Source organism: Frankia sp. BMG5.23 (assembly GCF_000685765.2).
GTDB classification, from domain to species: domain Bacteria; phylum Actinomycetota; class Actinomycetes; order Frankiales; family Frankiaceae; genus Frankia; species Frankia casuarinae.
Genome location: NZ_JDWE01000008.1, coordinates 1 through 20,523, shown reverse-complemented (window position 1 = coordinate 20,523; position 20,523 = coordinate 1). Strand labels below are relative to the sequence as shown.

17 protein-coding genes are annotated in these 20,523 nt (G+C 69.5%); 13 read left to right on the top strand and 4 right to left on the bottom strand.

What is annotated here, in order from left to right; genetic code table 11:
- Positions 1 to 41 precede the first annotated feature (41 nt).
- Both BMG523DRAFT_RS05655 and BMG523DRAFT_RS22675 read left to right on the top strand, forming a co-directional pair.
- The gene (locus BMG523DRAFT_RS05655) at positions 42 to 1,214 is read left to right on the top strand and encodes a PP2C family protein-serine/threonine phosphatase (protein WP_011434646.1); all 1,173 of its coding nucleotides are present in this window, start codon (positions 42 to 44) and stop codon (positions 1,212 to 1,214) included.
- Between the two features lie 198 nt (positions 1,215 to 1,412).
- Positions 1,413 to 1,895: a hypothetical protein gene (locus BMG523DRAFT_RS22675; protein WP_011434645.1), complete on the top strand. Its 483-nt coding sequence runs from the start codon at positions 1,413 to 1,415 to the stop codon at positions 1,893 to 1,895.
- Between the two features lie 54 nt (positions 1,896 to 1,949).
- On the opposite strand, the gene BMG523DRAFT_RS05645 is transcribed toward BMG523DRAFT_RS22675, so the two are convergent.
- Complete coding sequence (locus tag BMG523DRAFT_RS05645) at positions 1,950 to 2,345, bottom strand: hypothetical protein (protein ID WP_011434644.1); 396 nt, start codon at positions 2,343 to 2,345, stop codon at positions 1,950 to 1,952.
- Between the two features lie 333 nt (positions 2,346 to 2,678).
- On the opposite strand from BMG523DRAFT_RS05645, the gene BMG523DRAFT_RS05640 reads away from it, so the two are divergent.
- From BMG523DRAFT_RS05640 to BMG523DRAFT_RS05630, 3 genes are all read left to right on the top strand, one after another.
- Positions 2,679 to 3,947, top strand: a complete 1,269-nt coding sequence (locus BMG523DRAFT_RS05640; protein WP_035941073.1) for a glycosyltransferase family 4 protein — start codon at positions 2,679 to 2,681, stop codon at positions 3,945 to 3,947.
- Between the two features lie 20 nt (positions 3,948 to 3,967).
- Entirely contained in the window at positions 3,968 to 4,909 is a 942-nt protein-coding gene (locus tag BMG523DRAFT_RS05635) for a lysylphosphatidylglycerol synthase transmembrane domain-containing protein (RefSeq protein WP_235462892.1), read from the top strand.
- 235 nt (positions 4,910 to 5,144) lie between these two features.
- A complete protein-coding gene (locus tag BMG523DRAFT_RS05630) occupies positions 5,145 to 6,584 on the top strand; it encodes a kelch repeat-containing protein (protein WP_023840181.1) in 1,440 nt (479 codons plus the stop codon).
- A 103-nt stretch (positions 6,585 to 6,687) separates the two neighbouring features.
- Here BMG523DRAFT_RS05630 and BMG523DRAFT_RS05625 read toward each other — a convergent pair whose 3' ends face one another.
- On the bottom strand, positions 6,688 to 7,383 hold the full coding sequence (locus BMG523DRAFT_RS05625) for an NAD(P)-dependent oxidoreductase (RefSeq protein ID WP_011434640.1): 696 nt from the start codon (positions 7,381 to 7,383) through the stop codon (positions 6,688 to 6,690).
- A gap of 233 nt (positions 7,384 to 7,616) precedes the next feature.
- On the opposite strand from BMG523DRAFT_RS05625, the gene sigJ reads away from it, so the two are divergent.
- Positions 7,617 to 8,495, top strand: coding sequence for an RNA polymerase sigma factor SigJ (gene sigJ, locus BMG523DRAFT_RS05620; RefSeq protein ID WP_011434639.1), 879 nt, complete (start codon positions 7,617 to 7,619; stop codon positions 8,493 to 8,495).
- Positions 8,496 to 8,595: 100 nt separating this feature from the next.
- Here the strand turns inward: sigJ and BMG523DRAFT_RS05615 are convergent, their stop codons facing one another.
- Positions 8,596 to 9,720: an SGNH/GDSL hydrolase family protein gene (locus BMG523DRAFT_RS05615; protein WP_157858540.1), complete on the bottom strand. Its 1,125-nt coding sequence runs from the start codon at positions 9,718 to 9,720 to the stop codon at positions 8,596 to 8,598.
- Between the two features lie 441 nt (positions 9,721 to 10,161).
- Between BMG523DRAFT_RS05615 and BMG523DRAFT_RS05610 the strand changes: the two genes are divergently transcribed.
- On the top strand, positions 10,162 to 11,022 hold the full coding sequence (locus BMG523DRAFT_RS05610; RefSeq protein ID WP_023840183.1) for a polysaccharide deacetylase family protein: 861 nt from the start codon (positions 10,162 to 10,164) through the stop codon (positions 11,020 to 11,022).
- Positions 11,023 to 11,159: 137 nt separating this feature from the next.
- Here the strand turns inward: BMG523DRAFT_RS05610 and BMG523DRAFT_RS05605 are convergent, their stop codons facing one another.
- Positions 11,160 to 11,786, bottom strand: coding sequence for a polysaccharide deacetylase family protein (locus tag BMG523DRAFT_RS05605; RefSeq protein WP_023840184.1), 627 nt, complete (start codon positions 11,784 to 11,786; stop codon positions 11,160 to 11,162).
- 471 nt (positions 11,787 to 12,257) lie between these two features.
- Here BMG523DRAFT_RS05605 and BMG523DRAFT_RS05600 point away from each other — a divergent pair, with 471 nt between their 5' ends.
- The 6 genes from BMG523DRAFT_RS05600 to BMG523DRAFT_RS05575 all read left to right on the top strand — a co-directional run.
- Positions 12,258 to 13,616, top strand: coding sequence for a YncE family protein (locus BMG523DRAFT_RS05600; protein ID WP_043590586.1), 1,359 nt, complete (start codon positions 12,258 to 12,260; stop codon positions 13,614 to 13,616).
- Positions 13,617 to 13,965: 349 nt separating this feature from the next.
- A complete protein-coding gene (locus tag BMG523DRAFT_RS05595; RefSeq protein WP_011434634.1) occupies positions 13,966 to 14,325 on the top strand; it encodes a MerR family transcriptional regulator in 360 nt (119 codons plus the stop codon).
- A 103-nt stretch (positions 14,326 to 14,428) separates the two neighbouring features.
- Entirely contained in the window at positions 14,429 to 15,298 is an 870-nt protein-coding gene (locus tag BMG523DRAFT_RS05590) for a TIGR03619 family F420-dependent LLM class oxidoreductase (protein ID WP_011434633.1), read from the top strand.
- A gap of 266 nt (positions 15,299 to 15,564) precedes the next feature.
- A complete protein-coding gene (locus tag BMG523DRAFT_RS05585; protein ID WP_011434632.1) occupies positions 15,565 to 15,981 on the top strand; it encodes a hypothetical protein in 417 nt (138 codons plus the stop codon).
- A gap of 5 nt (positions 15,982 to 15,986) precedes the next feature.
- A complete protein-coding gene (locus BMG523DRAFT_RS05580) occupies positions 15,987 to 16,928 on the top strand; it encodes a hypothetical protein (protein WP_043590584.1) in 942 nt (313 codons plus the stop codon).
- A 215-nt stretch (positions 16,929 to 17,143) separates the two neighbouring features.
- On the top strand, positions 17,144 to 20,523 hold a 3,380-nt coding region (locus tag BMG523DRAFT_RS05575; RefSeq protein WP_051623780.1), incomplete at its 3' end, for a CHAT domain-containing protein.

Below are 20,523 nucleotides of genomic sequence, written 5' to 3'. Positions count from 1 at the left end.
GGCCCTCTCACGGGATCCCGATCCGGCCGGGACAATGACCCATGCGAAGACGTCGTTCAGGCGCTGGCGGACTCGGCGGACTCGGCGGACTCGGCAGGGTGGAGGGGCCCGGCGGATTAGAGGGGCTCGGCGGGGTGGAGGACGTCCGTCCCCTCATAGCCGGAACGCTCGTCCTCGTCACGGTCGTCATCCTCGACGCGACGCCCGGGCTGATCCTGGTCGGGTACTTCGGTCTCGGGCCACTGATCATCGCGGCGGCCAGTCCACCCCGGGTCACCGCCGCGGTCGGAGCGCTGGCAGTGATCGCGGCGCTCCTCTCCGGCTTCTGGGATCATTGGTTCGGGACCGGTCCGCATCTCGCCGCAACCACGCTGGTCGCCCTCCAGTCCGTGATCGCGGTCTGCATCTGCGTGTGCCGGGAACGGCAACGCTCACAACTGCACCAGGTCAAAGCGGTCGCCGAGGTCGCGCAGCGGGCACTGCTACCGGCGGTCCCGAGCCGGCTCAACGGGGCCGGTTTCGCGGCTCGGTACCTCTCCGCCGCCCAGGAGGCGTCGGTGGGTGGCGATCTCTACGAGGTCGTCTCCACCTCGCAGAGCATCCGGATGATCATCGGCGATGTCCGCGGCAAGGGCCTGCCCGCGGTCCGGCTGGCCTCGATAGTGCTCGGTGCCTTCCGCGAGGCGGCAGTGACCTGGCTCGACCCGGAACAGGTGGCCGCCGCCTGCGCCCGCGCGGTGGGTCGGGAGGCCGAACCCGAGGACTTCGTGACGGCGCTCATCGTCGACATCCACCCGGACGGTCGGCTGGGCCTGTGCTCGGCCGGGCATCACCCGCCACGACTGGTCTCGGCGGACGAGTGCACCACGCTGGAACTGAAGTCGCCGAGTCCGCCGCTCGGGCTGGCCGAGCGTTTCTCCGTCACGATGGCGAGCTGGGCGGTCGGCGATCGGATGCTGCTGTTCACCGACGGTCTCACCGAGGCCCGGGACGGCCGGGGGCGGTTCTTCCCTCTGGACGATCATCTGGACCTGCTGCGGGGCGGCAGCCAGGACGACGCGCTCGACCGTCTCGCCGGGGCTCTGCGCGCCCACGTGGATGGCAGGCTGCAGGACGACCTCGCGGTGCTGCTGGCCGAGCGGGAGGCGGGACCGAGTGGCGGGATGGGAGCCGGGACAGGAGCCGGGACAGGAGTCGGCGTCCTGAGCTCTTGAGCCCGGCGGGACCCGGCGGCCCCTCGACCCGAGATCCGACTCCCATCCGGCGTGCCGCTGTCCCTTGGAGCCCGTCGCGATCCGCTACGGTCACCCAATGCGGAGGGATTCCGTGGCCGCCGCCCGATACCGACGCCTACAGTTGTGCTCACGGGTATTCACTCCAGGTATCGATATACCGGACGGTCGGAGACGGTCGTGAGCGTTCCGGTGGATTCCGGTGACCGTCGCACCGTGCGGCTGCTCTTGGCCCTACTCGTCGTCGTGAGCGCCGTGGCCGCGTTCGCCGTCGGCGGTCTGATCGCGACGTCCGGGTTACGGGTGAGCTGGGGACGCGCCGAGGGCGCCGCGGCAGCGGCCGACCTCGCCATCGCCAAGGACGGCTCGCTGCCAGCGGCGATCGGCAGGCTGGGCATCGGCGGCGGCTCGGATCCCTCGTCACTCACGGATCCCTCGTCACTGACGGCGGGCCCCTCCCTGAAGAGCGGGCCTTCGTCGGCCACCGCGTCACCGACGCCGACGGAGGTGGGCGGGGCGAAACACCCGGTGCCAAGCCCGGTGCCGAGTGGCGAGTATCCGCCTACACCCACGGCACCGAGCCCGCGACACAGCTGCACGGCCCCGGCCACCTCCGCACCCGGGGGGTCGGGCGCCCCCATCCTCATCTACCCATTGTGCTGATATCCGTTGTGTCGATATCCCTTGTGCTCTTGTGCTGATATCCGTCGTGCCGAGCTATCCGCCGGATCCGGGCCGCCAGTCGGGCGAGCGGCCGGTGAGGGCCAGCAACCTCGTCCACTCGTCGGCGTCATCCGGGACCGGCACCGGGCGGGCGAAGATGCCGGCCGCCCGCCAGGCGTCGATCTGCGACGCCAGCTGCTCGTGGACCCGGTGCACGAGGTCCCGGTCAGAGCCGACACCCGCCACCGACGAGGTGTCACCGGCCCGCCGGCCGTGCATGTCGATCGCCCGCGCCAGATCCCAGCCGTGGATCAGTAGATCGGCGGTCAACTGGAAGGCGTACTCGCTCGCCGGCGTGGGGCCGAAGGAGAGGACCGGCACCGACGCCCAGGCTCCCGGGCGGTTCCAGGAGTCCCGTGCCCCACGGGCCGCCGCCGTCCAGCTCGCCACGGGATGCGCCCCTGGCGCGGACGCTCGTCACGATCGCAGGTCTCATTAGCGCCACATCGTGAGGCTGCAATCATCTCCCTTCATGAAGGGTCACCCCCTGCCGTCGCATCCCGTCAACCGGGACGCCACACGCCCGATGCCGCTCGTTCAGCCCTGTCGCCGGCCGGACGACGCGTGAGGGAACTTCCCCTCCCGCCGGGCCCCACCGATGATCCGAACGCGCCGATCCGCCCTGCGAGGAGCGGACCGGCCTCAGGTACCGATCCTGCCGGGGCCGGTACCGCCGGGGCCGGTACCGCCGGGGCCGGTACCGGCCTGGTCGACGTGCCAAGCATGCTGGTGGTCGCCGACAAGTTCCCCCCGGTGCTCGGCGGCATCCAGACGTTCGCCTACCATCTCGCGGCCGGGCTTCCGGCTGACCGGGTGGTGGTCGTGGCGCCGGCAGCCCCCAGCGCCGCCGCCTTCGACCGGACGCTGCCCTTCCCGGTGATCCGCATGGACGAGAGGATCCTCACCTCCCCCGGATCCCGGCGCCTCCTGCGATCGGTCGTGCGGTCCGAGCACTGCGAGGCGGCCTGGTTTCCCACCGCGGCGCCGCTCGGCCTGCTCGCCCCGACGCTGCGAACGGCCGGGATCTCCCGGGTGGTGTCGTCGAGCCACGGGCACGAGGTCGCCTGGTCCCGGCTGCCCGGCGGGTGGTCGCTCGTCCGAGCGGTCGCCGCCCGGGCCGACGTCCTGACCTATCTGACGGCGTTCACCCGGCGCCGGCTGCTCGCCGTCGCCCCGCCGGGCACGACACTCGCGCGGCTGACCGGCGGGGNGGATACCGGACGGTTCCGGCCGCGGGTCGGGGGCGAGGAGATCCGCCGGCAACACGGCTGGTCGGACCGACCGGTCGTGATCTGCGTGGCCCGCCTGGTGGCGCGCAAGGGGCAGGACATGCTCATCCGAGGCTGGCCGGTGGTCCTGCGACGTCATCCCGCCGCACGGCTGCTGCTGGTCGGGCAGGGTCCCGCCGCGGACCGGTTGCGACGGCTCGCCACCCAGGTGGGCGTCGCCGACGCGGTGCATTTCGCCGGCGCGGTCACGGAGCAGGATCTTCCGGCCTATCTCGACGCCGCCGACGTCTTCGCAATGCCGTCCCGCACCCGCCTGCTCGGCCTGGACCTCGAAGGTCTCGGACTGTCCGCCCTGGAAGCGGCGGCGAGCGGCCTGCCGGTCGTCACCGGTGCCCAGGGCGGGGCACCCGACGTCGTCCTGCCCGGTCGCACCGGCGTCGTCGTGGACGGCCGCGACCGGCACGCCGTGGCGACGGCCGTCGCCGACCTGCTCGACGACCCCGAGAGATCCGCCCGGATGGGCCTCGCCGGACGGGACTGGATGTGCCGGAACTGGAACTGGGGTGAGTTGAGCCGGCGGCTCGCCGGACTGCTCGCGGGCGGGCCAGATTCCGATCTTGAGGGTGTCGCGGGACACTCTTTCGGATCCTCGGCGGCGCATCGGGAGGTCCCGGATGGCGTCGTCTCGAGCAACATCGGGCCCAGCGGCATGATTTCGGACGACATCGTTCCAGACCGGATCGATGTGAGCCAAGGCGGTTGAATTCCATGGCGAGACGGCGGATGGGATACATCCGGGCGAAGGGGGTTGCAGCCGTGGCCGCGCCGCTGCTGGCGGTGGTCTGGCTCGCGCGTTCGTGGACAACGGTCGAGAGCGGTGTCGACGCGTTGACGCGCGCCCACCCGTCCTGGCTGGTGGGCGCGGTCGCTGTCGCCCAGTTGACCTGGATCGCGGGAGCGGCCTGCCAGCAGGGCACGGTGGCCCGGCCCCTGCCAGTGGGTCCGCTGCTCGCGGTCCAGGTCGCCGGCAGCGTCGCCAACCACGTGCTGCCGGCGGGCTTCGGGGTCGGCGCGGTGAAGCTTCGTTTCCTGCATCGTGCGGGGCTGACCCTGCGGGAGGCGGTGACGGCGGTGGGCCTCGACACCGCCGCCGGTGTCACCACGCACCTGGCCGTGCTGATCATGCTCCTGGCGGGGGGATTCCTGCCGGTGGACGTGGCACGCCTACCCCGCGGCGAGCCGGTGGCCATGGTGGTCCCGGCGGTGCTCGCCGGGCTCGCTCTGCTCGGCCTGCTCGGCTGGCTGATCGCCCCGGTCCGCCGGGCGGCCCGCCGGGCATGGGCGGGCGTCGTCGACCACCTACGGTCGATGAAGACCACCCTGCAGTCGCCGAGCCGGGCGGCCCTGCTGTGGGGCGGCTCGGCCGCCATCCCGATGCTGCACGCCGCGACCCTGTGGGCGATCATGCGTGCGCTGCACCTTCCGCTCGGGGTCGGCGCGGTATTCGCGATCTACTTCGCGGCGAGCGCGGCCTCGGCCCTGGTGCCCTCGCCGGGCGGCTTCGGCTCGCTCGACGCGGCCCTGACAGCAGCGATCATGGCTGCCGGCCAGTCCGCCGCCATCGCGCTCGCGGCGGTCCTCGGCTACCGGATGATCACGGTATGGCTGCCGATGGCCCCGTCGGCCTGCGTCCTGGCCCTGCTGGTCCGCCGCGGCCACCTCTGACCCGCGCCACTCACCCCCGTCGGGGGATGGTCCCGCACCACGTCAGGCCCACTCGTCCCGTCCGGGTGGACCCGCGGGCACCGAACCCAATGGTGATTACTCTTCGAATCAATGGGAATGCACAACGTCAGGATGCACAACGTACAGCTAGTTCTCGTGCGTGCACCGTCATCTACCCATGCCATCCACCCGTCGGTCAGGGCCGCACCCGCGGTCCTCAGAGGGGGGAGACTTCATGAACTGGTCCCGTACATCACGTCGGTGCGCCTCGCGCGCCTTCGTCCTGACCGCCACGCTGGCAGCAGCCCTGGCCGCGCCGGGGCTGCTCAGCTCGGTGGCCGAGGCGGCAGCACCGACCGGCAGCCCGACGAGCAGATGCCCGTCGCTGCCCCAGATCGCCGGCCCACTGCAAAGCTGGGAGACGGTTACCGCCCTGCCGACTCCCCGTGTCCATCTCGCGGCCACCACGGGATGTGACGGACGAATCTATGCGATCGGCGGCCAGGCCGCCGAGACGGGCGCCGGCGGCGGCGCCCCGGGATCGCCTACGGGGACGCCCGGCCCGACCGCGTCACCGACTACACCCACTTCACCAACCACCACACCCACTTCGCCAACCGCACCCGCATCACCGACGCAGTCGCCGGCCCCCACCGGGACGCCCGGAAGTTCCGCGACGACGACATCGACGGTGGGTCCGGCGAGCCTGACCCGGAAGCCACTGGCCGGTCCGCTCGGCCCGTCAACCGATGACCCGACCACCAGCCCGACCACCGACCTGCCCACCGCGACGTTGACCGGATCACCCGGCGCGAGTCCGACCGGTTCACCGACCACGCCCGGGACACCGACGGGCACCGGCTCACCCACGTCACCGCCGGGCGTCGCACCCCTGACGCCGGTGGGGACGGTCCAGGTCTACGACCCGCGGAAGAACGCCTGGACGGACGCGCCCGATCTGCCGACCGCGCGTACCCACCTCGCCGCCGCGACCGACCTCGATGGCCGGATCTACGCGATCGGCGGCCGGTCCGGCAGCTCGAACCAGCCCACGGACATCGTCGAGGTGTACACCCCGTCCAGCGGAAGCTGGTCGACGGGGAAGCCCCTGCCGAGCGCCATGGGTGACCCGAGCGCGGCCCGCGGCACCGACGGCAGGATCTACGTTCTCGACGCGAAGACCCTGGCGATCTACGACCCCGGCTCGGACAGCTGGTCGACGGCCGGGGCGCCGCCATCCGGGAACAGGGCTCCGGTCCTGACGGCCCTGCCGGACGGCCGGATCCTGGCCGCCGGCGGCATCGGGGCTGGCGGCGGCTCCGCAGCGCGGGCAGCCACCGACGTCTTCGCCTATACACCGGGTTCGAAAGCGGCCGAGAAGGGTTCGTGGGCCCAGATGTCCGACCTGCCGGACGGCGTCGCGGGTGCCGCCGGGGCGACCGGCCCCGACGGCCGGGTCTACATCATCGGCGGGCGGGACAGCGCCGGGAACGTCACCGGGGCGGTGCAGGTATACACCCCGAAGGACGACCGGTGGGCCGCCGGACCGACCAGCTCCCCCTCGACCCGGGCCGGGCATGCCGCGGCGACCGGTGGTGACGGCCGGGTGTACGTGCTGGGTGGAACGTCCAGCTCCGGCAAGACGCTGAACACCGTCGCCGCACTAAGCAAATAGCGAATAGCGAATAGCGAAACAAGTAACGAACAACGCCGTCAGCCGGGCGCCGGCCGTCCTGTCCCATGAGGCCGGCCCCGGCTGCTGGCCGCGTTTACTGAGGTCAGTCCCGCTTGAATGCCTCCCGGCGCAACATCTGAAATAGCGTCGGGGCGCCTTCGCGGGTCGTCACGGCGACCGCCTTGTGTACGAACCGTACCTCGATCGCCTGTTCGAGCAGGCTCGCGGCCAGGTCCGCGCGGCTGGTGAAGATACCCGGCGCCTGGTCCTCGTGAAGCTCGTAGCTCGTCACGGCGGGCGCGTCGAACAGACCCGAGGGACGCATGATCGTCCAATCTAGGTTGCTATCGCGCAGAAGTTCCTCCATGCGGCGCATATCGCGGTAGGTCGTCTTGCCGATCGTCGCGGTGATCAGCGGCTGGAGGACCCGATTGAGCAGGAAACCGCCATCGGCATGATGATGCGGCTCGGTGGCACTCGAGCTCACCACGACCACTCGCTTGACCCCGTGCCGGAACATCGCCGCAGTGATGTTCCGGATTCCGTCGCTGTAGATGTTGATCGGTTCGCGCGTAAACGGCACGCCAAGCGTCGACAGCACCACGTCGGCTCCTTCGACGGCCCGATCGACGGCCTGGGCGTCGTGCACGTCGGCCCCCACGACGTCGAGCCGTTCGTGCGTGATCGGGAATTCCGCCGGGCGCCTGGTCACCGCGACGACGTCGTAACCGGCGGCCAGCGCCTGCTCGGTCAGCAGCCGGCCAGTCGGCCCGTTCGCTCCGAACACGACAATCCTCATTGCTGCGCTCCTCCTGACCCGCGGGTACGCGGATCACCTGCCTGTCGGATGTCCGTCGGATGTCTGTCGGATCCCGCCGGACAGATGTGACCGCCGTGCCCACCGGCCACCGGCCACCAGCCACCAGCCGTCCCCCGGACCCGGACGGGTGGCGTCGTCACATCGGCGGTGCCGCGTTCGTCAACTGCTCAGGAGAGGCTGGTTCGGCGGGGTGCAAGCGAGAGGTGCAGGCAATGGAGGATGCGACGTGGCAGGCCGAGCAGTTCGAGCGCCAGCGCCCGCGGCTGCAGGCGGTCGCGTACCGCATGCTCGGTTCGCTCAGCGAGGCCGAGGACGCCGTCCAGGAGGCATGGCTGCGGCTGAGCCGCTCCGGCGACGAGGCGATCAACAACCTCGGCGGTTGGCTGACGACGGTCGTGGGTCGGGTATGCATCGACATGCTGCGTGCCCGCCAGGCGCGCCGGGAGGACTTCGTGGGCACCTGGCTGCCCGAGCCGATCGTCAGCGCCGAGGACGGTGACGGCCCGGAGCAGCAGACCGTGCTCGCCGACTCCGTCGGCCTGGCGCTGCTCGTCGTGCTCGAGACGCTCACCCCGTCCGAGCGGCTCGCGTTCGTCCTGCACGACATGTTCGCCGTGCCGTTCGAGGAGATCGCCCCGATAGTCGACCGGACCCCCGCCGCGGCCCGCCAGCTCGCCAGCCGCGCCCGACGGCGGGTGCGAGGCGCCCCGACGGTCCCGGACCCCGACCTCGCCGCACAGCGCAAGGTCGTCGCCGCGTTCCTGGCCGCAGCCCGGGCCGGCGACTTCGACGCCCTCGTCGCGGTGCTCGATCCCGACGTCGTGTTCCGCGTCGACACCGGCTCACGCACCCGGCTCATGCCCACGCTGCTCACCGGCTCCGCGGACGTCGCACAGCACACCGCCATCCAAGGCCCCCGCTTCGCGCGGCACTGCCAGCCAGCCCTGGTCAACGGCACCGCCGGGATCGTCGCGCGCACATCGACCGGTGTCATCGCCGTCGCCGGCCTCACCGTGCGCGACGGCCGGATCGCCACCATCGACCTGATCCTCGACCCTGACAAACTCCACCGCCTGGTTCTCGCCGACTAGGGGTGTTTTTGACCGGGGTGTTTTTGACCGACCCGGAGACAGTCTCGGATGTGTCAGTCTCGGATGTGTCAACCTCGAATGATGTCAACCTCGAATGATGTCAACGGCCGGTGGGAAGATAGGCGGCGGTGATCGCGGTGGCCAGCGCACGCTGCCCCTGGCCGTTGGGGTGGAACGCGGCGGAGAACGGCGTTCCGAGGAGGTCGACGTCGGGAGGGCTGCCTGTACTGCTGCAGAACTCGTGCCCGGCGAAGGCGTTTTCGGTGTCCACGTAGGTCACGCCGGCCGCCCTCGCGGCGGCGCGGATCGTGTTGTCGAGGTCGTGGACGGTCTGGTTGAACCAGGCCGCGTCGGCCGGCTGGATGCGTACCCCCAGCTTCCCGAGGACGCTGACCGGGCAGGGTGCGTCCAGAGCGTCGGGGAACAGCCGGGGATAGCCCAGGACGAGGATCCGTGCCCCGGGGGCGAGGCTGCGGGCCCGTCGGACAGCCCGGTAGGTCGCGGTGAGTTGTGGCTGCAGGGTGTTCAGAGCGGCCCCCACGGCCGGTGCGGAGTGGTCCCGACAGGACGGGAGAAGTGTGGTCACGTGCAGTGCCGCACAGTAGACCGCGATGTCGGCGAAACCGATGTCGTTGCCGCCGACGGTGAGGGTGACCAGTCCGACGGTGTCGGCCGACCCGTCCAGATAGGTGTCCTGTGGTGGGGTGCCAGGCCCCTGCGACGTGGAGAAGTCCCGAGTGCGTGCGCCCGCGCAGGCCCCGAAGGTGAACAGTGGATCAGACGTCGCGGACGGCGGCGGGTCCTTGGTGGCCAGGGCGGCGTGGACGAGAGCCGGGTAGGCATCGGTCGAGCGTCGGCAGCCACCGAATGGCCGGTAGCTGCCCGGGAGGTAGTCGGCGACGGGGCCGGCTCCGTCCCCGGAGGAATACGAGTCACCCAGCGCGACGTAGCGCAGCGCGGTCAGCCTGGTCCGCGAGGATCGTGAACGGCCGGACCGGTCGGTCGCGGTCAGTTGGAACACGTAGTTGCCCGGAGCCGGGAGGGTCACCGTCGTGTCCGGCGCGTCACCGGCGAATCGGGCCGGGGCCGGTCCCGACAGCATCGTCCACGCTGTGGATGCCGCGGGCCCGGTGACCCTGCCGTGCAGGGCCACCGCGCTCAGCCCGACGACTGTGCGCGAGCGTCCCGCCTGCACGGTCACCATCGCCTGCCGCGAACGTGTCACCGTCGTCACAGAAGGTTGCGATGTCGCTGCCGCGACGTTCTGCCGGCTACGGGATACCTCCGCTGCGCCCGTGTCACGGCAACCCGCGACCACCACGGCCGCCACCAGACCCACCACGAGCATGCTCCACCGGCATCGCCCGAGATCGCTACCCGTCATACCGTCATGATGACAGGCCGTGGAGTGGAGTCCACGGATGTGATGCACGTGGAGTAGCAGTCCTGCGACACCCCAGAACAGTCCTGCGCCACCCCAGAACAGTCCTGCGCCACTCCGCGACGGTCCTACGACACCCCAGAGTGGCGGTCTGTAAAGGGGACGGCCACCGCATGATCCCTTCGAGAAACATACGAAGCAACTCGACAAGGAAGAACCGCGATTACACGCACCGATGGTAAAGCGTAATCATATGTCCGTTAATGTCGGTCTATGGATCGACGGATGCTCCTTTCCCTACTGGGCATCGGCGCCGCGCAGGCGCTGATCGGATGCTCGGCCGGCACGGCGCCCGCCAAGCCCGACACCCACGCCACCGACACCGTGCGCGGCCCTGGCCCCGTCCCAGCGGTCGCACCCGTACCCACGCCCGGGAATTCCGTAGCCACGCCCGGGGATGGAGTGGTCACAGGTCCGTCGCCCTCGTTTCCGCCGATGCCCCCGCCGCATCCAGGCCGACCCACCGTGACCTTCCAGGCACCCGCCCGGACCCAGCAGATCGCCCTGACGATCGACGACGGCTACGATGCCGCGACGGTCGCCGGCTACGTGGCGTTCGCCCAGCGATCGAAGATCCCCATCACGTTCTCGCCGAACGGCGCCTACCGGGCGATCTGGGACCGCCACGCCGACGTCCTGCGTCCGCTGGTGGAGTCCGGCCAGGTGCAGATCGGCAACCACACCTGGACCCACAAGAACCTGCTGCACGAGACGGACACCGCGATCCGGGCCGATATAGAGCGGAACGAGCAGTGGATTCAGCGAACCTTCGGGATCACCAGCCGGCCCTGGTTCCGTCCGCCCTACGGCGCCCACAACCCCCACGTCGACGGGCTCGTGGGCGAGCTCGGCTACACCCGGGTCCTGCTGTGGAACGGCAGCTTCGGCGACTCGACCACACTCACCCCGCAGCAGCTCATCGGGCTTGCCGAGCAGTACCTCAAGCCAGGCACGATAATGCTCGGCCACGCCAACCACCAGACCATCCTCGGCCTGTTCGACAAGGTCCAACAACTGATCGAGCAGCGCAACCTTCAGCCGGTCACCCTGGATACCATGTTCGGCACCTCCCGCGCCGTCGGCTGACAACGGCAACATTTCCGCGGAAGCGACGATCTCGTCCTGGTCGGAAGGGCCCGAGGAATGCCCGGTCAAGAAACTCCCGGTCAAGAAATGCCCGGCCAAGGAGCCAAGGAGTTTCACCCGGGCCGGCCCTTCCGAGGTCAGGTGAGCAGGTCGTGGACCGGTACCGGGGTGAGGCCGGCCGTGCGCAGGTTCGCGACGATCCGGGGGAACGCGCTGACGGTGCCCGGGTAGCCGAAATGCATGCTCACGATGGAGCCTGGCCGGGTGCCGGCCCGCACCCGCGCGACGACGGTGTCGGCTCCGGGGGAGGTGTAGTCGAGCGGGTCGACGTCGAAGTCCACAACCGTGCGGTACCCGGCGGCGCCGGCCTCGGTGAGGATCAGCGGGGTGGCGGTGCTCGTGCCGGAGGGCCGGAAGTAGCGGCCCTGCGTCGGGGCCAGTCGGGCCAGGACGTCCCGGCAGCCGGTGATCTCCGCGGTCACCCGATCGGCTGGAAGCGTCGTCAGCGCCGGGTGGGTGTAGGTGTGGTTCGCCAGTTCGTTGCCGGCCGCGAGGATGACGGGGACGAGGTCGCGGTGCCGGTCGAGCCATTGCCCGACCGCAAACACGGTGATCGGTGCCGAGAGCCTGGCGGCGTCGGTGAGGAGCTGATGGGCCAGGGACAGATCCTGACCCGCCTCGTGCGGGCCGAGATGGAAGGTGAGCGCGACCCGGGACCGGTCACGCGGTCCGTGGGTGACCGCCGCCGCCGCGCCTCCCGGCACCAGCTCCGGGCCGCCGGCCGCGCCGGCAGCGGAAGAGGCCGCCGCGGTCTCACCCGATGTGCCGCCAAGGGCAGGGGCGAAGGGTGACGGCGTTGCTCCTGAGGACGCTGGTGGCGCCGAGGGGGTCGAGCCACCGGTACCGCAGCCCGCCAGCCCCGTAGCCGCCGCCGTACCGGCCACAGCCAGGAACTGACGACGAGAGGTACCACGACCGGCCGGCTGAGACATGACGCTGAGGGTATCTCGGCTACGGGGATATCCCGGCCACTGGAGGCGCCCGATGGGCACCCAGGATCACCAGCCGGGTACCGTGAGGCCACGGGCGGCCAGACCCCGACACGAGCCTTCTTGTCGACGATAGATCACAACCAGGCAAGCGATCAGTAAAACGCCTTTCTACCATATTCGATTATGCGACCGTCCGACGGGGTCGAAGGGCCCCGCGTGAAAAGACGGTACTAGCGTGTCGGCATGCCAACCAGGGCGAAATCGCATCAACCCCGGCCCGGGAAGCGGCCCCGGCCGTACGGCCCGATCCTGCTGGCCGGCCTGGTGGTCCTTGTCGTCGCCCTGCTGGCGGGCTGGGTCCTCCGTGACCCGGGCAACCAGGCTGCGAACGCTGGAGCCCTCCCGCAACCGCCTGCGTCCCCGGGCGCGTCCCCGGGCGCGTCCCCGGCCGCGTCCCCGGCCAGGGCGGGAGCAAGCCCCACCGCCGCCGTTGCTGGTGGTACCACCGTTGCTGGTGCTACCACCACTGCTGTGGATGTGTACGCCCACGCCCATGCCGGGATGCTGAGCCCGGTCGTGCGCGACGATCCGCAGCTCGTCTATGTCCCGAACCTGTCCGACGGCACGGTCAGCGTCATCGACCAGCACACGCTGCGGGTAGTGGCCACCTACCCCACGGGGCGCGGCCCGCAGCATGTGGTCCCGTCCTGGGACCTGCGGACACTGTGGGTCAACAACAACGTCGGGAACAGTCTGTCACCGATCGACCCGCGGACCGGGCGCCTCGCCGGCCGGGCCATACCGGTCACCGATCCTTACAACCTGTACTTCACCCTCGACGGAAAGAGCGCGATGGTCATCGCCGAGGCGAACCACAGCGTCGACTTCCGCGACCCGCACACCTTCGCCCTGCGCCACAGCCTCGACGTGGGCAGCCGGTGCGCGGGCGTCAACCACGTCGACTTCTCCCCGGACGGCACCTATGCGATCGCCACCTGCGAGTTCGCCGGCCAACTGGTCAAGATCGACCTGGCGCACGAGCGGGTCCTCGGCTACCTCGATCTCGGACGCACCGCGGCCCCCCAGGACATCAAGATCGATCCTGCGGGCCGGGTCTGGTACGTCGCCGACATGAACGCCGGCGGCGTCCACCTCATCGACGGGGACACCCTCACCAAAACCGGCTTTGTCCAGACCGGCCCGGAGGCCCACGGCCTGTACCCCAGCCGCGACGGCCGCTATCTCTACGTCGTCAACCGGGGCGGCATGATGACCTCCGACATGGTCCCGTTCCCGCATACCGGTGATCGGGGCTCCGTGTCGGTCATCTCCTTCACCACCAGGAAGATCGTCGCAAACTGGGCCATCCCCAGCGGCGGGACCCCCGATATGGGCAACGTCAACGCCGACGGGACCCGGCTGTGGCTGTCCGGCCGGCGCAGCAACGTCGTGTACGTGTTCGATACCGGCGGGAACGGCGGGTCGGACCCGACGACCGGCCGGCTGTTGACCGAGATCCCGGTGGGCCACGAGCCGCACGGGCTCGCCGTCTGGCCGCAGCCCGGGCGCTACTCCCTCGGCCACACCGGAATCATGCGATAAGCCCTCGCGTGTTCGATACTCCTGTCCATCGGCTGTCCACCGGCGCACCGCCAGCACGATCACCTCCGGGGGGAAAACCGGAGCCCCCCTACCTGCCAAGATGAGACGAGACAGGCAGTACGTTCCATCTGGGCTGGCTTGGGCGGGGCTGGGAGAGGTAGATCGGGTGATCCTCGCGGCGCTGTCCCGGCTGTTACCCCGGGCCCGCTGGGACGTCTTCTTCGTCACCCCGGCCACCGTGCTGCGGTGGCACCGTGACCTCCTCCGGCAACTTTCTTACCGGCGGCACGTTGCCCTGACGCCGGCGACAAGGTTTAGCGTCTTGCCCCGGGCGGGTGAAGGAGGTCGGATGCTGATCGGCGAACTGGCGGAACGGGCCGGCACGAGCACCCGCACGCTGCGCTACTACGAGTCACACGGGTTGGTACGGCCACGGCGCTCCGCCAACGGCTACCGCGTCTACGACGAGACAGAGCTGCGAGTCGTCCACGAAATTCGGGCCCTGCTCGCTGTGGGCTTCGACCTCAACGACATCCGCCCGTTCGTCGCCTGTTTGCGGGCCGGCAACACGTCGGGACACGTTTGCCCGGACTCTGTGCTGGTGCTGCGACGCAAACTCGCCGAAGTCGATGTCTGTATCAAGCGGCTCGACGCGGTACGGCAGCAGTTGCAGAGCCAGCTCGCTCAAACGATCGCGATGCGGCCGTAGTAGCCGTCGCTGACCGACGAACAGTCATCGAGCTCAACGTCCCTGTCCGCCCGGCCAACGGCGGGCGGGGNGCAATGGGGNATCAGCAGATCGGAAGAATGAGATGAAGTTCGCAATCGGCTACAGCACGCCCTACTACGGTGTCGACCCGGACCGGATCACTGCCTACGCCCAGCATGCGGAGGAATGCGGCTTCGAGGCACTGTATCTGCCGGAGCACATCGTGCTGTACCCCGGGGCGATGGTCGGGTCCATCGAGATCCCGCCGTCGCTGCCCTACGCCGATCCCCTCGATTGCCTGAGCCTCGTCGCCGCGGCCACGAACCGGATGCTGCTCGGCACGGGCGTGCTGCTGCTTCCCTACCACCATCCAGTGGTCCTCGCCAAGCGACTGGCCACCATTGATGTGCTGTCCAAGGGGCGGATGCGGCTATTGACCGTGGGGCTGGGAACCTTGCCGGGCGAGGCCCAGGCGGTGGGGGTGGATTTCAGCACCCGTGGTCGCCGCGCCGACGAGGCGATCGACGTGATGCGACTGCTCTGGGCCGGGGGCGAGGACGGGGTCAGCTTCCGCGGGGAGTTCTTCGACTTCGACAACCTGTGCAGCTTCCCGAAGCCCTACGGCGTTACCCAGCTGCCCATCCACGTTGGTGGATCAAGTCGGGCGGCTGCACGCCGGGCCGGGCTGCGAGGCGACGGCTACTTTCCCGGCGGTGCGCTCGGTCCTGATGAGCGTAGCCTCCAACTAGACCTCGCCCGGTCGACCGCCTTCGAGGCTGGCCGTAATCCGGATGCTCTGGAGTACACGCGATGGGGGTCGATCGACATGACACCGGAACGGGTGGAGGCGTTCGCCGCGCAGGGTGTGACCCGCATCGTCGTGGGCGCCACGGCCATCGATCCAGTTCAGCAGCGCGACGAGATATCCGCGTTCGCCCAGCGGTTCGGCCTCCTCGACCGCCTATCGACCTGACGGTTCGGCCAGACCAGGTCGGCGGCGCGTATGTTCTCGACGTCCGCCAGTAGGCGGAGTTCACCTCCGCCTACTGGCCGGGTGCGACCTCATGTCGAGCTCGGCGACTTGCCCGCCCACCTCGCCGACGTCGCAGCCGGGCTACCGGCCAGCGGCACAGGTCCGGGTCGGTGTGGGCATCCCACCTGCACGCCGGCGCTTGATCCCACCCGCCGCCGGCTCCTGCCCCAGGACCGACCCACCCCCTTCTGCAGGGAGTCTCCGCCTTGACCAGCGACAACCACGGCATCATCGAAGCCGGCCGTGCCATCCGCCCCTACCTCGCCGACTGGTTCGCCCCCCAGGACGCCGCAGCCTTCGACCAAGGGATCGCCGCCCTGCTCACCACTGCCAACCCGGCCGACGCAGGAACCCAGGCTGGTCAGCTGCGCGCCCTCCTCGAAGGCCACCCTCACACCGGCCGGTTCCTGCGCGATGTTCTCGCCGACGCCCCGCACTACAGGCCGCCCGACCAGCAGCCCCGCTACCAGCGCACCCCCCGCCCCAGCCCCCTCGGCGACCCAGGTCCAGTCGCCGCCGACCGGTACAACTGCCCGCGCGGCGACTACACCTGGTACCGGCCCGACCTAGGCAGCGCCATCCCCACCTGCCCCACCCACCAGGTCACCCTCGTACGAGGCTGACAGGCATGCTCGAGGAGTTCTGGAAAACAGTCGGCGAGAAAGTCGCCGACCGATGGGCATCGATCGCCGCCCCCGCCCTGGTGTACTGGCTCGCCCTCCTCGCCGTTTGGACCTACCACCACGGCGGCCTTCACACCCTCAGCAACCACACCAGCTGGCTCGACCGGCAGACCCCCGCAATCCAAACCCTCGCCATCCTCACCGCCCTACTCGGCATCGCAGCCACCGCGGTCCTGGTCAGCAGCGCTGCCACTCCGCTGCTCCGACTGCTTGAGGGCTACTGGCCGGCCATCGCCGACCCCCTCCGCCACCGCCTCGCCGCCCGCGCTGCGGCACGCGCCGCCGCAGACGACCTCGCCTGGCAGACAGCACACACTGCCGTGCAACCCCCGAACNCCCCCACAAACCGGCAGCTCGTCGTCTACACCCGCCTCGAACGGCGTCGCCGACAGCATCCATCCCCAGGCGCCCCCGGCTTCTTCCTAGCCACCCGCACGGGCAACATCCTGCGCGCCGCCGAACGACGCCCCACTGACAAATACGGCTTGGACACCATTATCTGCTGGCCCCGTCTCTGGCCTCTGCTCCCTGACACCCACCGGACCGACCTCGCCGCCGCCCGCACCGCCCTCGACACTGCCGCCACCATTACCCTGTGGGCGCTGCTCTTCGCCGCCACCGGTGGCCTCTACACCCTGCTTGCCATCCCTGCGGGTCTCGCCGTCGCCACCATCACCGTCACCGTCGTCATCCCCGCCCGTGCGCAGGCGTTCGGCGAACTGATCGAAGTCGCCTTCGACACTCACCGCACCCAGCTCTACACCCACCTTCGTTGGCCGCTCCCCCACACCCCCGCAGAAGAAAAACCCGCGGGGCAAGCCCTCACCGCCTACCTCTGGCGCGGTTCCGACAACAACACCCCTAACTTCACACAGCCCGCCCCGTGATCTCCCTCTGATCTCGCTGCAACAACATTGCCAACACCGTCACGCGTCCTTTTCCTCAAACGTCGAGGTTCTCAAACGTCGAGGTTCTGGACAGACACTGCGGACAAAGGGGAGACTCTGCCACGTTCGAAACCAGCAAATTCGGCAGGTATGGGTCCGGCCCGGAAGGCCGGACGCTGAGGAAGCCTCGTCACAGAGGAGAGGGGAACGAGTCGATGCGGGACTATCTTCTTGCCAGGGTCCAGGGGCGACTGGAGCTGTTCGCCGCCGAAAGCTCCCCCGAGATCGTGTTGGCCAACGATGCGGTGTTGGAGGTGATGGGTCTCTTGAACGCCGTCCCGGATCCGTCCATCGACACGGATGTTCTGCTCGCGGCCGGTCTTCTGTACTGGTGTCGTTATCTTGTGCTGGGAGGTGACGATGGCCGGCCGGACCTGGCGCGGGCACGGGAACTGCTGGCATCGGTCCACCGGTCGAATCCGACCCTTCTACCCAGCGAGATCCGTGACGCCCTTGACGAGGCTGACATGAACCCGAGCAGCCGGGAAAGGTTGGCACTTCGCGCCGAACACCTGTACGGCCAGTCGACGAAAACCGGTGACGTCGACGGTCTCAGCGAGGCGATCGCCCTGTTCCGACGCGCGTCTGCTGTTACGCCCGTGAGTCATCCGCTTCACGTCGGGCTCCTTTCCAATCTCGCGACGGCGTTACAGACGCGGTTCGCCTGGACGGGTTCGGACTCCGACATCGACGAGGCGGTCGACCTCGGCCGGCTGGCCGCCACCCGGGCACCGGAGAACCACCCTTCCCGCTTCCTGGTGCTGTCGGGTCTCAGTGGTTCGCTATGGGCGCGATGTGTGCACCGGAAGTCGCCGGCGGACCTGGAGGAATCCCTGCAGGCAATCCGGCAGGCGGTCGCGGTCATCCCGCCACAAGATCCTAATAGCGGCCGTTATCTGTCAAACCTAAGTAACATTCTGCGTTCCCGGTTCGAGTGGACGGGCGCGCGAGCCGATCTCGACGAGGCAGTGGAACAGGGTCGACGCGCCGTCGATGTGACGCCGGCCCACCATCCTCAGTACGCGACGATGCTCACCAATCTGGCCGTCGCGCTGCAGACGCGTTTCGTGCAGGCCGGGGTCTCGACGGATCTAACGGCCGCCATCGATATCTTTGGCCGCGCGGCCACAGTAACGCCTCCCAGCCATCCGCACTTTCCGGTCGTCTTGGGAAACTTGAGTGCTGCGCTGCTGGTCCGGGCGCTGCACACCGGGACGGACTCCGACCTCACCACGGCGGTGGAGACGGCCCGGCGGGCAGTGGCTGTGACTCCTCCCGGCAGCCCGGACCGTGCCCGGCGTCTCTCCAATCTGGGCAACATTCTCCGGGCACGTTTTGATCGGGTCGGGCTGCTGGTTGACCTGGATGAGGCTGTGGAGGTCTGCCGGCAGGCGGTAGTGGCGACGCCGGCCAGCCACGCGGAACGGGCCGTGATACTGACCAATCTTGGGGCCGTGGTGGGTCTGCGCGCGGATCGAATCGGGCGCGCGGCCGACCTGGACGAGGCAGTCACCGTCGGCCGACAGGCGGCGGCTGCCACCTCGACGGAGCACACGGCTTGGGTCCCCGTCATGGTGAACCTCTGCAGGGCGCTGTCACGACGCGCCCGGCTGGCTGGTACCTCCGCAGATCTGGACGAGGCGGTGGAAACTGCCCGCGCGGCGCTCGCCGCCGCCGAGGCCAAAGAGAACAGAGCCTTTGTCGCGGCCGCGGCGTCGAATCTCGGCGAGACCCTCCATCTCCGCTTTGACCGGACAGAAGACATGCCCGACCTGGACGGTTCCGTGGCGGCGTACCGGATGGCGGTCGATGCTCGCGGCGATGACCCGGATGCTGCCACTTCCCTGTCCGGCCTCGGTCTTAGTTTGTGGAACCGTTTCGAACACACTGGGAGGCCGGCGGATCGGGATGTCAGTATCGCCGTGTTTCGACGTGCCGCCGCGCTGGCAACGGCAGCACCCAGCATCCGAGCGAAGGCGGCGGGAGCATGGGCGAGCCTGGCGGCCACCGCGGGCGACTGGCAGCAGGCTGTCGCCGGCTACAGCACCGCTGTGGACCTGCTGGGACAGGTCGCGCCGCGCAGCCTTGACCGCGAAGACCAGGAGTATCGTCTCGTCACCCTGTCCCGGCTGGGATCGCAGGCCGCCGCAGCGTGTTTACAGGTCGGCAAGGTCGAACGCGCCCTGGAACTCTGGGAGCAAGGACGCGGAGTCATCCTCGGCCAGATTCTCGACGCCCGTACGGACCTCGCCCTCCTTGCCGCAAGAGACCCGGAGAAGGCCGCGCTGTTCAGGCGGCTTCAGGATGAGTTCGACGCTCCTCCCGCCTTCGACGGATCCGACACACCGCTGGCGGAGCAGGCGTCCCCGCCGTTCGTCGGAAACGACGCGACGGGCACGGCACGACGCGGTGCCGACCGGCGGCATGCCCGCGCGGCGCGGTTCGCAAGCCTCGTCTCGGGGATCCGCAGCCTGCCGGACTTCGAGCGTTTTCTTCTGCCACCAACCATCGACGATCTTCGGCACGCCGCGAGCCAGGGGCCGATCGTGGCCGTCAACGTCAGCGAGATCCGTTGCGATGCCCTGATCCTGACCACGGCCGGCGTGCAGCTCCTACCCCTGCCGGACCTCACTGAAGAAGCCGTTGGTGACCAGGTCCTCGCTTTCCTGACGGCTGTCGAACGCGGCGACGAGAAGGGGCTCTCGAACGTCTTCGGCTGGCTGTGGGACGTCCTCGCCGGACCGGTGTTGGAACGCCTGGACATCCACGGACCACCGGCAACGGGCACCTCGTGGCCGCGGATGTGGTGGTGCCTGTCGGGGCTGTTGTCGTTCCTTCCCGTGCACGCGGCAGGCCACCACCAGGCTCGGTTCGATCCGGCGCCGGACACGCTGATCGACAGAGTGATCTGTTCGTACACTCCGACGATCCGCGCCTTGGGCCATGCTCGGCGCACCGCGCCCGACGCGGCGACGCTTGTCGGCCTTCCGTCAGCGAACGACGAGGGCAGGCGCGCGCTGGTCGTGGTGATGCCCCACACCCCCGACGCCGGCGACCTGCCCGGCGCACACCTCGAAGCCGCCATCCTCACGCGGATTCTGCACGAACGGGTGAGCACGCTGGTCCAGGACAAAGCGACCCGCGCTGCGGTGCTGGCCGCCCTGCCGCAGGCACGCTGGGTNCACTTCGCCTGCCATGGCGAGGCAGCCATCTCCGCCCCATCGACCAGCCGTCTGCTACTACACGACCAGCCCCTCACCGTTCTGGACGTCAACCGCCTCAGGCTCACCGACGCCGAACTTGCATACCTGTCCGCGTGCGAAACCGCCCGCCCGGGCGGCGAGCTTTCCGACGAGGCGATGCACCTCGCCTCCGCCTTCCAGCTCGCCGGCTANCGGCATGTCATCGCCACGCTGTGGCCCATCAACGACCAGATCGCCGTCGACCTCGCGGAAAATATCTACAGGTTCCTAGCCGACGGTAGCGACGTGGCCGCGGCCGTTCACAACGCCACCCGTGCCCAGCGCAACTACGC